Origin of the sequence: Bacillus shivajii (assembly GCF_020519665.1) — a bacterium.
GTDB lineage: Bacteria > Bacillota > Bacilli > Bacillales > Salisediminibacteriaceae > Bacillus_CA > Bacillus_CA shivajii.
The window spans coordinates 1,435,918-1,451,168 of the sequence record NZ_CP084703.1; the positions used below are offsets into that span (position 1 = coordinate 1,435,918).

The window sequence follows — 15,251 nt, forward strand, 5'->3', positions numbered from 1 at the left end:
AAGAATGACAAGTTTAGTGATTTACTTAAAGGACCTTCTTGGAATACAAGCAACTTCCCATGGAATACAAGCAACTTCAGTTGAAATACGAGCAACTTCAGTTGAAATACAAGCAACTTCTTATCAAATATGACCAATCTTCATGGAATAAGCAACAATCTTTTAGAAAATAACCTTTCCTAAAGATGGAAAAGAGAAATAATTAAAGATATGTATAACTTCTAAGTTGACCAAACCATACCTTTTCATATATAATCAACAAAGACATGCAATCTTGTATGTCTTGATTGGTTGTTCGGAGGGAGGGATATAGAATGGCAGAAACACGTGTACGTAAAAACGAATCTATCGATGCTGCTCTTCGTCGCTTCAAGAGAAATATGTCTAAGGAAGGTACGTTGGCAGAAGTTCGCAAGCGAAAGCATTATGAAAAACCAAGTATTAAACGTAAGAAAAAGTCCGAAGCGGCTCGTAAGCGTAAGTTCTAAGGAGAGGGTGTAATTTCCTTGAATCTTCTTGATCAAATTAATCAAGAAATGAAAGTAGCGATGAAGAATAAAGATAAGCAACGTTTATCTGTGATCCGTTCAGTGAAATCTTCAATTCAAAATGAATCAATTAAGCTGACTAGAGAATTAACAGAAGATGAGGCATTAACCGTTCTAAATCGTGAAATGAAACAAAGAAAAGAATCCCTCCATGAGTTTGAGCAAGCTAATCGGAATGACTTAGTTGAAAAAACGAAGTTAGAAATCAATATATTAGAAGAGTACTTACCGTCACAGTTATCAGAAGATGAACTCGAACAAATCGTCCAAGAAACGGTCAAAGAAGTTGGAGCTTCCTCAAAGGCTGATATAGGAAAAGTGATGGGTGCTGTTATGCCGAAAGTAAAAGGAAAAGCTGATGGCACGAAAGTAAATCAACTTGTTCAAAAATCGTTATCATAAACAACATGAAATGATGCGAATAACGCCTTGTGTATCCACAAGGCGTTTTTATATTTTTACTTCTTTTGAGTCATCATAATATCAAATTCCCCTAAGTTTTTATATAATTGATATATATTGAAACCTTTATAGTGTTATTTCGTAATTACTACTAACGTTTAATACATAAAAGAAAGGAGGAATCATACAAGTGAAAATGTTTAGAATAGTGCTCTTTTCTTCGATGTTGATGTTAGCATTCATCCTTTCGATTGTCCCTCAACAAGCCGAAAGCACTGGGGATGGTAAGCTGGTTTACTATATACCAGTTGAACAAGCTGTAGAGAGAGGTTTACTTGCATTTTTAAATCGATCGATTACCGCTGCTGAAGAAGAAGGAGCAGATCATATCGTATTCGAAGTGAATACACCTGGAGGTCTCGTCGATGCAGCGAGTGAAATCGCTTCATTAATTCGCAATACTGAGACACCAACGACAGCTTATGTAATTAACGATGCAATGTCTGCAGGAGCATATATTTCTTTGAACGCTGATCAAATTGTAATGACACCAGGGTCTGAGATGGGAGCTGCACAAGTAATTGAAGGTGGCTCAGGTACTGCTGCAGATGACAAAGCACATTCAGCGTGGTTGGCTGCAATGAGAAGTGCTGCAGAATTAAATGACCGTGATCCACAATATGCATTAGCAATGGCAGACTCAGAGATAGACATTCCAGAGTATGGTGCGCCTAGTGGAAGGTTATTAACATTAACTTCTAGTGAAGCATATGAGGTAGGTTATGCGGAAGCGATTGCTCAAAACCGCCAAGAACTTCTTGAATACTTAAACCTCGAAAATGCCGAGGAAAGAGAAGCAGAAGTAAGTTTTGCTGAACAAATTGCCCGCTTTGTCACACATCCAATTGTTATCCCTATTTTGCTTTCGATTGGAAGTATGGGGCTTGTGCTGGAGTTGTATTCACCCGGATTTGGAATCCCTGGAATTATGGGAGCTTCTGCATTATTTTTATATTTCTTTGGACATATGGTAGCTGGATTTGCAGGCTGGGAAACATTTATCCTGTTTTCTGTCGGTGTTATTTTGTTACTCATTGAAATATTTGTACCCGGTTTCGGTATATTTGGTATTATTGGAATCGGGGCTATTATAGGGAGTATGGTTTTAGCGTCATATTCAACAATGAATATTCTCCTTTCCATTTTAATTGCAGCAGTTTTAACAACCATCGTTTCTATACTATTCTTTAAATACGTTGGATACAGGGGGCCGTTAAAGCGGGTTATCCTAAATGATGCGACAAAAAATGAAGAAGGTTACGTATCGAATGAAACGAGAACAGATATTGTCGGTAACGTTGGGGAGGCTCTTACGACGTTACGACCATCTGGAACTGCTCTGATTGGTGAGGAACGACTTGACGTCGTATCCGAAGGAGGATATATTGAACAAGGAAGAAATGTAAAGGTCATTTCCACAGCAGGCTCGCGCATTGTTGTTCGCGAAGTTAGTGGAGATACCGAAAACAAAGAAAATGAATGATAAAAAGGAGGAAGTATTATGCCAGCAGAAATTGGTCTAATTATTACGCTAGGACTTATTATTGTCGCATTGGCAGTATTATTTACTTTTGTTCCAGTTGCACTATGGATTTCCGCATGGGCGGCAGGAGTAAGAGTAGGGATTTTCCAATTAGTAGGGATGAGGTTACGTCGAGTTATTCCTCACCGTGTTGTTAACCCGTTAATTAAAGCAGTAAAAGCAGGTTTAGACATTAGTACAAACAAGCTTGAAGGACACTACTTAGCTGGTGGTAATGTTGATCGCGTGGTAAACGCATTAATTGCTGCTCAAAGAGCGAATATCGATTTAAGCTTTGAACGTTGCGCAGCGATCGACTTAGCTGGACGTGACGTACTAGAAGCGGTTCAAATGAGTGTAAATCCGAAAGTTATTGAAACACCTTTTATTGCCGGTGTTGCAATGGACGGGATCGAAGTAAAAGCGAAAGCACGTATTACTGTACGAGCGAACATCGATCGACTTGTCGGTGGTGCAGGTGAAGATACAGTAATTGCTCGTGTTGGTGAAGGGATCGTTTCAACAATCGGTTCTGCAACAAACCATAAAGAAGTATTAGAAAATCCGGATATGATCTCTCAAACGGTATTAAAGAAAGGTTTAGACTCTGGTACTGCATTTGAAATCTTATCAATCGATATCGCCGATATTGATATCGGTAAGAACATCGGTGCAGGATTACAGACGGACCAAGCGGAAGCAGATAAAGTCATCGCACAAGCAAAAGCAGAAGAGCGTCGTGCAATGGCCGTTGCGAAAGAACAAGAAATGAGCGCGCGAGTTGAAGAAATGCGTGCGAAAGTTGTTGAGGCAGAGGCTGAAGTACCACTTGCGATGTCTGAAGCATTACGTTCAGGAAACATGGGTGTTATGGACTACATGAACTTAAAAAACGTAATGGCTGACACTGATATGCGTGACTCAATTGGAAAAGCAACAAATGATGATACTGACAATAATGAGGGAACAGATACAAAATATTAGGAAAAGAATCGATTGATTGCTTTTCTTACCTCAAGAAAGGAGTCAGTAGCTAATGCAAGGATTATTAGACAATCCGCTAATTCTTTTCTTTATCATTGCTGCGATTTTGAGCTTCTTTCAAGGTTTGGGTGGAGATAAAAAGCAAGAGGATAAGCGCCCTAACCGCCCTCAAAACCGCCCACAACAATCTGGGCATCAACAAAAAGAGGAAGAAGTTGACTGGCGTGAAATATTTAAGCAAGAGCAGCCTTCAGTAGAAGAAAGGCATGAAAAAACTCGTCAACCAACTGTTGAAAGAGAAAGTGTATCAAAACATGAACCAGCAAAAGAATTAGAAAAAGCAAACAATGATTTATCTGACCGTTATGAAGCGTTGAAAAAGCGAAAAGAAGAAGCTTTAAAACAAGTGAAAAAAGTTGATAAATCACCTATTACTGAAGGGGATATTACGAAAAAAACTTCTAAGGTTGAGCTCGACTTTTCTAAAGTATCTCGAGATGAAGCTATAAAAGGAATCGTCTGGTCAGAGATTTTAGGAAAACCTCGCTCACGAAGACCGAGGGAAACCTTTACTAACCGAAAATAACGTCAAAAGAACAAAGACTGACTCAAAGGGTTCACTATATTTGTGCACCTTTTGAAAATCAGTCTTTTTTTTATGGTCTAGAAAGTTATAAAATATATGCTTGTGGATAAATACCTAGCAAGTTGTTACGTCTAGCCCAGCGACGAACGACGCTTCGCTGAATATGCTCCTGCGATTACTCGTCGCAGATAAACATTGCTCTGACTGTGCCGACGCATAAGCATCTTCGAATAAGATTGTAGAGAAAGGCACAACGAGCGTTACTTCTCAGAGGTACTTCGAGTTGTCTCGACGGACAGGACGTCCTAATGCCGCGCGTGCCACAGGACGTGGCGTATTGCGCGGTGGACGGACAGGACGTCCTAATGCCGCGCATGCCACAGGACGTGGCGTATTGCGTGGTGGACGGATACAGCTACAAAGTAATGCTGGTAGAGGAAGAGACAAGGCGCTTGCGCTTTTGTTCTAAGTTCAGAAAATATATAACGAAGAAGAATCACGACTTAGCTCGTTACATCTATACTTTGTCTTCTTGAGTATCCAGTCTTTTTTATGATCCAAATGAAAAAGAATAAAAATATAAAATAATCAGTAATTTATGGAAATAATCCCGATAAATATGATTGGATTAATATGGATGGTGGAAACCTAAGGAAAGGTATCAAATAAGGTAGGTCTAGATTTAAATATAAACATGTTGTTATGTTAAACGAAGATAGGGCTAAGGAGGAGAAGAGAAATATGAGTAATGTTATAAAAAGACCAAAAATAGCGAAAGATTTAACGGAGTTAATCGGAAGAACACCTTTACTACGGCTAAACAATGTTAGTGATGCGACAGGTGTTGAAGTAGTAGGGAAATTAGAGTATTTTAACCCACATGGCAGTGTCAAAGATCGTATTGGTAATGCGATGATCTCAGTAGCTGAGAAAGATGGGATCATTACAAAAGATACCACTATTATTGAACCGACAAGTGGTAATACGGGTATTGCTTTGGCGTTTGTTTGTGCTGCCAAAGGTTATCGCTTAATTCTTGTTATGCCAGATACGATGAGTGTAGAACGAAGAAAGTTATTAAAGGCGTTAGGTGCAGAATTAGTTTTAACTGAAGGTGCGAAAGGAATGAAAGGTGCTATTTCAAAAGCGAATGAACTAGTTGAAGAAACCCCAAATGCTTTTATGCCTCAACAGTTTGAGAATGAAGCAAATCCTGAAGTTCATCGCAATACAACTGCTGAAGAGATTTGGGAAGATACAAATGGAAATGTTGATATCTTAATTAGTGGAATAGGTACAGGTGGAACAATTACAGGGGTAACCGAAGTACTTAAAAGGAGAAATCCTTCGTTTAAAGCTATAGCGGTAGAACCAACTGATTCTGCAGTTTTAAGTGGTGGCAGTCCAGGACCACATAAGCTTCAAGGAATAGGACCAGGGTTTGTTCCTGAGATTTTAAATACAGACCTCTATGAAGAAGTGGTAAAGGTAACAAGAGATGATGCGTTCGAAGCTAGCCGTAAAATTGGTAAAGAAGAGGGCCTTCTCGTAGGGATTTCCTCAGGTGCAGCTTTACATGCTGCGAAAGTGGTAGCTGAACGTCCTGAAAATAAACAAAAGACAATTGTTGTAGTTCTTCCAGATACTGGTGAGAGATATCGTTCAACACCGTTATTTGATGAAGAATAAAGCCGGAATAAGAATTTATATATTTTTTATGAAATATCGGTCTCTTTAAGAGGTCGATGTTTTTTTTGTGATAGGACCTGAAATCGTTACATACATATGAGTTGAAGGGGGGTTCGTCATGAAGAATTTACAGAAGATGATCAGACAATGGATGACGAAAAACATGGATCTTCCTGCTGATGTCATGATGGATATGCCGAGAGTGACGATGATTGGTCACTTTCATATATATATTGAAAATCACCGCGGCCTCATACGTTTTACAAATGAAGAATTAAGGCTGCGGTTGACAGAGGGCGAGCTCCTTATTATAGGACATTCGTTTGTTATTAAGAATATTTTGCCAGAAGAAATTTTATTAGAAGGTGTGGTCGATGATGTCAAGTTTATTCATACCAATAATTAAAGCAGGTGATGAGAATGAAGAATAACTGGGTACATAAGGTTACTGGCAGTGTTCGAGTGAAGGTGAAAGGACCATACCCAGAATTGTTTATCAATCGTTGTATTCACGAAAATATACGTGTTTGGGACATCAAATACCCAGGAAGTGATGTCCTTGTTTGTTCCATTTTATTGGACGAGGTGCCAAAACTTCGTGGGCTTGCCAAACGATCAAACTGTAAGATCTCGTTTTTAGAGAGAAAAGGATTGCCGTTTCTATATAAGCGGATGAAAAGACGAAGTGGATTAGTAATTGGTGCATTTCTTTTCTTTGCTTTACTCTTTTTTCTTTCAAATATGGTTTGGGATATTGAAATTGAAGGAGCTTCACCTGATGTGGAGCATCAACTGCGACAGACTGTAAATGAATTAGGCGTTAAGAAAGGAGCCTTTCAATTCCGCTTACCTAAACCAGAGAATATTCAATCATTTGTTACTGATGAAATTAAAGATGCAACATGGATCGGTGTGACAGTGAAAGGAACAACCTATCATTTTCAAGTAGTTGAAAAGGAATTAGCAGAACCGAAAGCCGCAGAATCTCCCGGACACCTCGTTGCAAAGCGGAAAGCGGTTATATACGATATGTTTGTTGAGGATGGAATGCCTGTTGTTGAACCGAATCAAGTCGTGGAAAAAGGTCAACTTCTTGTTTCAGGACTAGTTGGAAAAGAAGGTGAAGAACAGCGAATATCTGCAGAGGGTGAAGTGTATGGTGAATTTTGGTATAAGGCGAAAGTACGATTACCTGTAGAACGAGAAATCGATACAGTAACGGGTGAACGTTATAAAATGCATAAAGTTTATTTTGGGTCATTTCCTTTACCTTTTTGGGGATGGAATGCACCTGAGTATGATGAAGTGAAAGTGGAAGAATATAAAACAAATTGGAGTATATTTGGTTTTGATATTCCGATAAACTATGGATATAAAGAGTATTTAGAAACTGAACGCGCATTAGTCACAGGTAGTGAAGAGGAATTGACAGAGGTAGCAGTTGAAAAAGGGAAAGAAAAACTGCTGGATCGTTTTACAGACAACGCAGAAATAATGGGTGAAAAAGTTTTGCACCATGAGGTAGAGGGTGGTAAAGTTATAGTAACTATCCATTACCGCATTGTTGATGAAATTGCGGAAAAACAACCGATAATTCAAGGAGACTGAGACGATTGACAGACATGAAACAGACGATTCAATTAGGTGTTGAAAATGCAAATGAAGTACAAGCGTTATTTGGCCCTAATGACAGGCATTTAAAAAGGCTAGAAGAAGCTTTAAATATAACGATATTAACGCGTGGCGAAGAAGTTACAGCCACTGGACCTAAAGAAAGTATTGGAAAGATAGAAAAAGTATTACAAATGCTACTCCACTTAATTCGTAAAGGAATCTCTGTACAGGAGCGGGATGTTGTATATGCTGCACAATTAGCAAATCGAGACATGCTAGAAGAAATCTTAGATCTATACGATGAAAAAATTACGACAGGAGCAAAAGGAAAGCCCATTTTAGCGAAAACATTAGGCCAAAGGCATTACGTATCTGCCTTAAAGAAACATGATATTGTTTTCGGGATTGGTCCTGCAGGAACAGGGAAAACATATTTAGCAGTGGTAATGGCCGTTCACGCTTTAAAAGAAGGGCATGTAAAACGCATTGTATTAACAAGACCTGCAGTAGAAGCTGGAGAAAGCTTAGGGTTTTTACCTGGAGATTTAAAAGAGAAAGTAGATCCTTATTTACGCCCTTTATATGACGCTTTACACGATGTTTTAGGTGCTGAACATACAACGAGGTTAATGGAAAGAGGAACGATAGAAATCGCACCATTAGCATATATGCGAGGCCGTACTCTCGATGATTCCTATGTCATCTTAGATGAAGCACAAAATACAACATCAGAACAAATAAAAATGTTTCTTACAAGACTTGGTTTTGGCTCGAAAATGGTCGTCACAGGAGATTTAACTCAAGTTGACTTACCTAAAGGGAAAGTATCAGGTTTAAAGGTTGCTATAAATATTTTACAAAATGTAGAAGGCTTATCTTTTATTTATTTAGAGTCTTCAGATGTTGTTAGACATACGCTCGTTCAACGTGTTATTAATGCTTATGAGAACGAAAATGAAGATAGTGATAAGTAAAGCGGTTAAGCTTTGACGAATGCGTGGCGAGGTGGGGAAATCGAATGGGGAAACATTCTTCTATTGAACATCAAAAGTGGTGGAAAAAACTAAAAGATCACCCTTATATACGTATATTTTTATTTGTTATATTAGGCTTGGTGACGTATGCATTAATGTTTTCTAACGTTAGTCCAAAGACGTTAGAAGCTGAAGTGGGAATTGTTTCTGAGCAAGATATTCGTTCGCCTATAACAATCGAAAATAAACAAGAGACAGAACGTTTACAGCAGGAAGCTTATGATTCAGTAGAACCTGTCTATTCAACAAAAGACAGGTATGTCCAAAATCAAATTGAACGAATAAAAGATATATTCAATAGTATTAGTCAAGTAAAAACAGAAGCAAGTGAACGTGAAGAAGAAATTACTGAATTAGAAGATGCCGCTGAAAATGAGGACGATGAAGTCAAAGTTGAAGAATTACTTGACTCTGTCCCGGATGAGTTTGCTATTGAGGACCAAGTATTAAAGGTTCGAGAAAGTGTCACACAGCAAATGAGTGAAGAATTGAGTAATGAAACTTTAAGAGCTTTGTTACAAGCTTCACGTGAAGAATTAGAGCTTGCTGAAAACACGATAACAAGTGCTATACATGATGTCATGAGTGATGAGATACATATTGATGAAGTAGAAGAAGCGAAAAATAAAGCCGCACGAATGGTATTTATTTCTACGGTTGACCCGAAGCTCTATCGCTCTATGGATGAAATCGCAAGGCTTGGTGTAACAGCAAATTATTTATTAGATGAAAGGGCTACTGAACAAGAGAGACAAGAGGCTGTAGATGCAGTTGATCCAGTGATTGTTCGAGAAGGTCAATTATTAGTGGAAGAAGGGCAAGTAATTACTACAGAAATTTATAACCAGTTAGCACTAGTTGGTCTACTAGAAGACCATACCTTCATCTATCCTTACATTGGGCTAGCGATCATTGTTGTCTTGCTTATATCGATGTTAGCTTATTATTTAGGGGATGCAAAAACGACGCTTCGATCAAATAACACCCATTTGTTAATGTATGTTCTCATTTATTCGGCAACATTAGTCATTTTAAAACTTGTCAGTTACACTCACCTCATCGATTTAGGTGGTATTACGTATGCTGTTCCTGTAGCAATGGGGACAATGTTAATAACAACCCTTCTCCACTCGAGAGTGGCTTTGTTTACAAGCATGATTTTTGCGATTGTTGCAAGTATCATCTTCAATGGTCAATCAGCTGGGGTTATTGATTATTCACACGGGATTTATGTGTTTTTTAGTTCTGTTGCAGGGGTATTTTTCTTAAGTAAATCTCACCGAGTCATGCGTATTTTACAATCAGGCTTATTTGTCGGGTTAGTTAATGTATTAGTGATCATTGCAATACTCATGCTCAAAAATGGGCAGTATACATTAATAGATGCTGGATTTCATATAGGATTCGGTGTATTATCAGGATTCATTGCTGCTGTACTTACATTAGGGCTTTTACCATTTTTTGAAGCTGGCTTTGGGATCTTATCAACTACGAAATTAATTGAGTTATCGAGTCCAAATCAGCCTATGCTTCGAAAAATCTTATTAGAAGCGCCTGGTACTTATCACCATAGTGTCATGGTTGCAAATTTAGCTGAAGGAGCATGTGAGGCAGTAGGTGCAAATGGTTTGTTAGCTCGTGTAGGGGCTTATTATCATGATTTAGGCAAAACGAGGAGACCTCACTTTTTCATTGAAAACCAAATGAAAATGGATAATCCGCATGATAAAATCTCACCACAGTTAAGTAAAACGATTATCATTTCACATCCTTATGATGGTGCAGAAATGTTAAGAGAGTTTAAAATGCCAAAAGAGATAATTGGGATTGCTGAGCAGCACCATGGTACGACATTATTAAAATATTTTTATCATAAAGCAGCAAAAGAATCCGAACAACAGGTTCTTGAAGAAGAATTCAGGTACCCTGGCCCGAAAGCGCAGACAAGAGAAGCTGCGATTGTTGGAATTGCTGACTGTGTAGAAGCAGCAGTGAGATCGATGAATAAACCAACACCAGAAAAAATTGAAAACCTTGTTCGTAAAATTATTACGGACCGTCTTGAAGATGGTCAATTCGATGAATGTGATCTCACATTGAAGCAATTAAATACAATTGCACAATCGATTTGCGAAACGTTACAAGGGACATTTCATTCACGGATAGAATATCCAGAAGATGCTAAGACAAAAGAGTCGGGACATAAAACAGATAACAAAGAAGAAAAGAAAGAAGTAAAAGAAGAGGGTGAAGAGCGTGACAACTAGACATGTTGAATTAACAGATGAAACAAATCAATTACCCGAAGAGATGGTTAAGGTGGTTAAAGAGGTGATGATGACCGCTATGGAAATCGAGGAAGTCAGCGATAATGCTGAAGTTTCCCTCACGTTTGTTGATAATGACACGATTCATGAACTAAATAAGACATATCGTGATAAAGATCAACCTACGGACGTCCTATCTTTTGCCTTAAATGAAGGTGAAGAGGATGTAGTTGGTGAAGGTATGCCAGAGTTGCTCGGTGATGTCATTGTATCGGTTCCACGGGCTGAGGAACAGGCAGAGGAATATGGACATGATATGAAAAGAGAGCTTTGTTTCCTTTCCGTTCATGGGTTCTTGCATTTGATTGGTTATGATCACGAAACGAAAGAGGAAGAAGAAGCCATGAATAAACGTCAAGAAATGATCTTACAGAAACATGGCATCAAAAAATAAACGTCCTTTTATTTCGTGGAGCCGGTTAAAGAAAAGTTTTCATTATGCGTCTATGGGAATTACACATACATGGAAGCATGAGCAAAACTTTCGCATTCACTCAATTTTGGCGGTATTCATATTTATTGCTGCTCAAATATTAAATGTTCCACCTGTTGAACAAGCGATTCTTGCTCTGGTTGTAGGTGGAATCTTGGCCCTTGAATTAATTAATACAGCTATTGAGCATTGTGTTGATTTAATCGTTCAATCATTTGATGTTAGAGCAAAAGTCATTAAAGATGCCGCAGCTGGTGCGGTGTTTATTTACTCTATAACAGCAGTCATTGTAGGTGCTTTTATTTTCATGCCGAAAATTCTTAGTTTATTTTAAATGAGGACGTTACAGTTGCATAAATAGGTAGGCCCTTTCATAAATACCGAATAAGAATATTTAATATGAGTGAATGTGAGGGGAAGCTGTCGCATGTGGAAAAACTTTCAACGTAACCTCATGGCTGGATTTCTTTTTTTGCTACCTGCTATAGCAACGTTATACGTGCTTCAATTAGCTTTTTCCATCATTGATAATTTCTTAGGTCCTTTTATTACTGATGTTCTTCGGGTATTAAATATTGCCCGAATTGAAGATGGAGGTATTTATTTCTTAGGAGTGTATACCCCATTTACAGAAAGGTTAGTTGGAATTGGCTTCATTTTAACGGTCTTTCTCGTGGCATTAATTGGATCAATGAAGAGAAAAGGGACAAAAGAAAAGACTTTTGAAAACGTGGACAGCTTCTTTCGGAAAATACCAATTGCAAATTATATCTATTCATCTGTTGATCAAGTGATCAATGCGTTTACTCAAGAGCGCTCATCGTTTAAAAAGGTTGTTATGGTTGAATATCCTCGTAAAGGAGTTTACACGTTAGGGTTTCTTACTGGAGAAACCCGGGGGGAAGTACAACGGATTACAAACAAGGATTGTATAAACGTTTTTCTCCCGACAACACCTAACCCAACTTCAGGGTGGCTCGTTGTAGTACCACTTGAAGATGTCACGATCCTTAACATGACAGTTGAAGAAGGGTTAAAGTTTATTATATCAGGTGGAGTTGTTGTTCCCCCGGATAAAGCAGTACAATTAAAAGCACAGTTTACTGAACAACAAAGAAAAGAAAAAGAAAAGTTATTTAAAGATTTAGTGGTTAAAGTTGGTACACATAGAATGAAAAGAGAAGGTGAAAAAAATGGAAAAAACAACATTAATCTCTGAAGCAAAAAAAGCACGTGAAAAAGCATACGTACCATATTCAAAGTTCCCAGTAGGAGCAGCACTTTTATCAGAAGATGGACAAATTTACCACGGCTGTAATATTGAAAATGCTGCATATAGCATGTGTAACTGTGCAGAGAGAACGGCGATATTTAAAGCAGTTTCAGACGGTGTTCGTCAGTTTAAAGCAATCGCTGTTGTCGCTGATACAGAAGGACCCGTTTCGCCATGCGGTGCATGTAGACAAGTTATTTCAGAACTTATGGATCCAAAGGCACAAGTAATTTTAACAAACTTAAATGATGAAATATCAGAATGGACAGTTGAGGAAATTTTACCAGGTGCCTTTTCTCCAAAGGATTTAGAAAGGTGATGTCAATATGAAGAAATCAGGTTTTGTCGCTTTAATAGGCAGACCTAATGTAGGAAAGTCTACGTTATTAAATCAAGTTCTCGGTCAAAAAGTTGCGATTATGAGTGATAAACCACAAACAACTAGAAACCGAATTCAAGGTGTTTTTACAGAAGACCGTGGGCAAATTGTCTTTATTGATACACCTGGAATACATAAACCTAAGCATAAGTTAGGTGACTTCATGACTAAAGTTGCGCAAACAACATTGCGTGAAGTTGATGCCGTTTTGTTTTTAGTCGATGCAAAGGAAGGCAGGGGGAGAGGCGACGATTTTATTATGGACAAGCTGAAAAACGTTGACACCCCCGTTTTTCTTGTTATTAATAAAATTGATGAAATTCATCCTGATGAGTTATTGCCGATCATTGATGAATATCGTAAGGAATTTGACTTTACCGAAGTGATTCCAATATCTGCTCTTCAAGGTAATAATGTAACGACTCTTGTAGACCAAGTATTCTCTTATTTAGAAGAAGGTCCACAATACTATCCTGATGATCAAATTACCGACCACCCTGAGCGGTTTTTAATAGCAGAGATGATCCGGGAAAAAGTTCTCCACTTAACTCATGAAGAGGTTCCCCACTCTATTGCGGTCGATATTGAACAGATCAAAGAGCGTGATAATGGGAAGGTTTATGTGGGGGCTGTGGTCGTGGTTGAGCGTAGTTCACAAAAAGGGATTATTATTGGAAAACAAGGCAAAATGCTAAAAGAAATTGGCCAAAGAGCAAGAGAAGATATTGAGGCTGTATTAGGCTCGAATGTCTTCTTGGAACTCTGGGTTCGTGTTGAAAAAGATTGGCGAAACAAAGCGAAATATTTAAACGAGTTTGGCTATCGAGATGACGAATATTAAAGGGAAAGTATTCTTTACGATGTTAAAACTACCCACTTTTTAATAAGTGGGTAGTTTTTAACTCATTTTAAAAGAAAGTATTCTTGTAACATTTATTATAGGTGGGGATTTTTTACATTACTTGGAGTGTAATTAGGGAGTTCATATATTGTAATTTAATTGGAAATTGACTATGATGTCTTAAACAAGTGATTTTCTGTGTTCTTTCTTTATTCCTGCCAATAATTCCATAACATGAAACTGGCAAACGAGGCTAAGCTATTTATACAAGAGGATATCACTTGATGCTGAAAGGTGGAATTTTCTAATGAAAGATATACCTTGGAAAGTTTTCTCCGTGACTGGAAACATTGATTCATATCTGTTGTATAAAGAAGTGGAACGTCAAGGTACGTCGCAAGATGAAGAGATGGAAGAATTTGTTCTAGAAGAAACAGATCCTCCGACGCATTAAGCCTCGTTTGCCACCGAAAATGGTGGTGATCATTTTGCTTCATAAAGTAGAAGGGATTATTATTAGAACGAATGATTATGGCGAAACAAATAAAATATTAACTGTATTTACTCGTGAAAATGGAAAAGTTGCACTGATGGCACGAGGAGCAAAGCGCCCTAAAAGTCGCTTTGCTTCAAGTGCTCAATTATTTATGTATGGAATGTTCGTTTATCAACGATCATCTGGTATCGGGACACTGAATCAGGCAGATATCACCGATTCTTTTAAAGATGTTCGAATCGATCTGAAGTTAACCTCTCATGCCGCTTACATAGCTGAAATGGCAGATAAGTTAACTGAGGACCATCAACGAAATCCGTATTTGTTTGAACTCATTTATCAATTGTTTGTATATTTAAATGATGGTGTGGATGAAGATATTTTAACGAGAATTTTCGAAACGAAAATGCTTGAAGTAGCTGGTGTAACACCAAATTTATTTCATTGTGCATTATGCGGTAGGCAAGAGGATCATTTTGTCTTTTCTGTAAGGCAAGGTGGGATACTATGTAGCAGTTGTAAGCATGAAGATTCTTATCACATGAAAGTAACACCTTCTGTAATTAAATTGTTACGTCTTTTTCAGCAATTTGATATAAAGCGTTTAGGGAATGTTTCTGTTAAGAAAGAGACAAAAAGGCAACTGAAGGAAGTATTGCACTTATATTTTGATGAGTATGTTGGCGTAAGGTTAAAGTCAAAGCGCTTTTTAGACCAAATTGATTCTTTGTATGATGAAGAAAGTTGACATGACGGTTTTTTTTGAGTAAGATTTGATTTAAACAAAATATTTTCAATGCAAAGAAGGAAAGTAGTACTTATTCCCTCTGTATAATGATTTATTCAAAAAGCGAACCTAGGATGGTGTAAGCTAGGGATACAGATAGTAAGGAAGGCGTTCTGGAGCAAATTTAACAAAGTGGCTTTCAGATAATTTGTAAAGCAATTAGGGTGGAACCGCGGGTAAACTCTCGTCCCTATGTCGATGATAGACATAGAGACGAGGGTTTTTTTACGTTCTAGTGTATATTTTGTGAAATGACTGAGTAAAAAACTGGAGGGA

19 protein-coding genes are annotated in these 15,251 nt (G+C 38.0%); all 19 read left to right on the forward strand.

The genetic code is table 11. The features are described 5' to 3' along the window. Positions 1-4: 4 nt before the first annotated feature. The 19 genes from LGQ02_RS21260 to recO all read left to right on the forward strand — a co-directional run bounded on the left by LGQ02_RS21260 (position 5) and on the right by recO (position 14,936). Positions 5-133, forward strand: a complete 129-nt coding sequence (locus LGQ02_RS21260; protein WP_264184007.1) for a hypothetical protein — start codon at positions 5-7, stop codon at positions 131-133. A gap of 181 nt (positions 134-314) precedes the next feature. After that, positions 315-488: a 30S ribosomal protein S21 gene (gene rpsU, locus LGQ02_RS06940; protein ID WP_226517478.1), complete on the forward strand. Its 174-nt coding sequence runs from the start codon at positions 315-317 to the stop codon at positions 486-488. Positions 489-506: 18 nt separating this feature from the next. Next, the gene (locus LGQ02_RS06945) at positions 507-950 is read left to right on the forward strand and encodes a GatB/YqeY domain-containing protein (RefSeq protein WP_226517479.1); all 444 of its coding nucleotides are present in this window, start codon (positions 507-509) and stop codon (positions 948-950) included. A gap of 196 nt (positions 951-1,146) precedes the next feature. Beyond that, entirely contained in the window at positions 1,147-2,493 is a 1,347-nt protein-coding gene (locus LGQ02_RS06950; RefSeq protein ID WP_404802408.1) for an NfeD family protein, read from the forward strand. A gap of 18 nt (positions 2,494-2,511) precedes the next feature. Then, positions 2,512-3,516 carry a flotillin-like protein FloA gene (floA, locus tag LGQ02_RS06955; protein WP_404802384.1) on the forward strand — a complete coding sequence of 335 codons (1,005 nt, stop codon included), beginning with the start codon at positions 2,512-2,514 and terminating at the stop codon, positions 3,514-3,516. A gap of 52 nt (positions 3,517-3,568) precedes the next feature. After that, complete coding sequence (locus LGQ02_RS06960) at positions 3,569-4,102, forward strand: hypothetical protein (RefSeq protein ID WP_226517481.1); 534 nt, start codon at positions 3,569-3,571, stop codon at positions 4,100-4,102. A 283-nt stretch (positions 4,103-4,385) separates the two neighbouring features. Further along, positions 4,386-4,571, forward strand: coding sequence for a hypothetical protein (locus LGQ02_RS06965; protein ID WP_226517482.1), 186 nt, complete (start codon positions 4,386-4,388; stop codon positions 4,569-4,571). 272 nt (positions 4,572-4,843) lie between these two features. Further along, positions 4,844-5,791 (forward strand): cysteine synthase A, encoded by a 948-nt coding sequence (gene cysK / locus LGQ02_RS06970; RefSeq protein ID WP_226517483.1) that lies wholly within the window; start codon positions 4,844-4,846, stop codon positions 5,789-5,791. 118 nt (positions 5,792-5,909) lie between these two features. Next, positions 5,910-6,197 carry a sporulation protein YqfC gene (gene yqfC, locus LGQ02_RS06975; protein WP_226517484.1) on the forward strand — a complete coding sequence of 96 codons (288 nt, stop codon included), beginning with the start codon at positions 5,910-5,912 and terminating at the stop codon, positions 6,195-6,197. Positions 6,198-6,211: 14 nt separating this feature from the next. Then, positions 6,212-7,399: a sporulation protein YqfD gene (yqfD, locus tag LGQ02_RS06980; RefSeq protein WP_226517485.1), complete on the forward strand. Its 1,188-nt coding sequence runs from the start codon at positions 6,212-6,214 to the stop codon at positions 7,397-7,399. Positions 7,400-7,404: 5 nt separating this feature from the next. Then, the gene (locus LGQ02_RS06985) at positions 7,405-8,379 is read left to right on the forward strand and encodes a PhoH family protein (RefSeq protein WP_226517486.1); all 975 of its coding nucleotides are present in this window, start codon (positions 7,405-7,407) and stop codon (positions 8,377-8,379) included. 44 nt (positions 8,380-8,423) lie between these two features. After that, positions 8,424-10,706 carry an HD family phosphohydrolase gene (locus tag LGQ02_RS06990; RefSeq protein WP_226517487.1) on the forward strand — a complete coding sequence of 761 codons (2,283 nt, stop codon included), beginning with the start codon at positions 8,424-8,426 and terminating at the stop codon, positions 10,704-10,706. 43 nt (positions 10,707-10,749) lie between these two features. Further along, positions 10,750-11,160 carry an rRNA maturation RNase YbeY gene (gene ybeY / locus LGQ02_RS06995; protein ID WP_226518243.1) on the forward strand — a complete coding sequence of 137 codons (411 nt, stop codon included), beginning with the start codon at positions 10,750-10,752 and terminating at the stop codon, positions 11,158-11,160. Continuing rightward, on the forward strand, positions 11,144-11,533 hold the full coding sequence (locus LGQ02_RS07000) for a diacylglycerol kinase family protein (RefSeq protein WP_226517488.1): 390 nt from the start codon (positions 11,144-11,146) through the stop codon (positions 11,531-11,533). Before ybeY ends, LGQ02_RS07000 begins: the two co-directional genes overlap by 17 nt. A gap of 93 nt (positions 11,534-11,626) precedes the next feature. Then, the gene (locus LGQ02_RS07005; RefSeq protein WP_226517489.1) at positions 11,627-12,418 is read left to right on the forward strand and encodes a DUF502 domain-containing protein; all 792 of its coding nucleotides are present in this window, start codon (positions 11,627-11,629) and stop codon (positions 12,416-12,418) included. Further along, positions 12,393-12,791, forward strand: coding sequence for a cytidine deaminase (locus LGQ02_RS07010; protein WP_226517490.1), 399 nt, complete (start codon positions 12,393-12,395; stop codon positions 12,789-12,791). Before LGQ02_RS07005 ends, LGQ02_RS07010 begins: the two co-directional genes overlap by 26 nt. Positions 12,792-12,798: 7 nt before the next feature. Beyond that, a complete protein-coding gene (gene era / locus LGQ02_RS07015; RefSeq protein ID WP_226517491.1) occupies positions 12,799-13,692 on the forward strand; it encodes a GTPase Era in 894 nt (297 codons plus the stop codon). Positions 13,693-13,999: 307 nt separating this feature from the next. Continuing rightward, positions 14,000-14,146 carry a YqzL family protein gene (locus LGQ02_RS07020; RefSeq protein ID WP_226517492.1) on the forward strand — a complete coding sequence of 49 codons (147 nt, stop codon included), beginning with the start codon at positions 14,000-14,002 and terminating at the stop codon, positions 14,144-14,146. Between the two features lie 34 nt (positions 14,147-14,180). Further along, positions 14,181-14,936, forward strand: coding sequence for a DNA repair protein RecO (recO, locus tag LGQ02_RS07025; protein WP_226517493.1), 756 nt, complete (start codon positions 14,181-14,183; stop codon positions 14,934-14,936). The last annotated feature ends 315 nt before the right edge of the window (positions 14,937-15,251 follow it).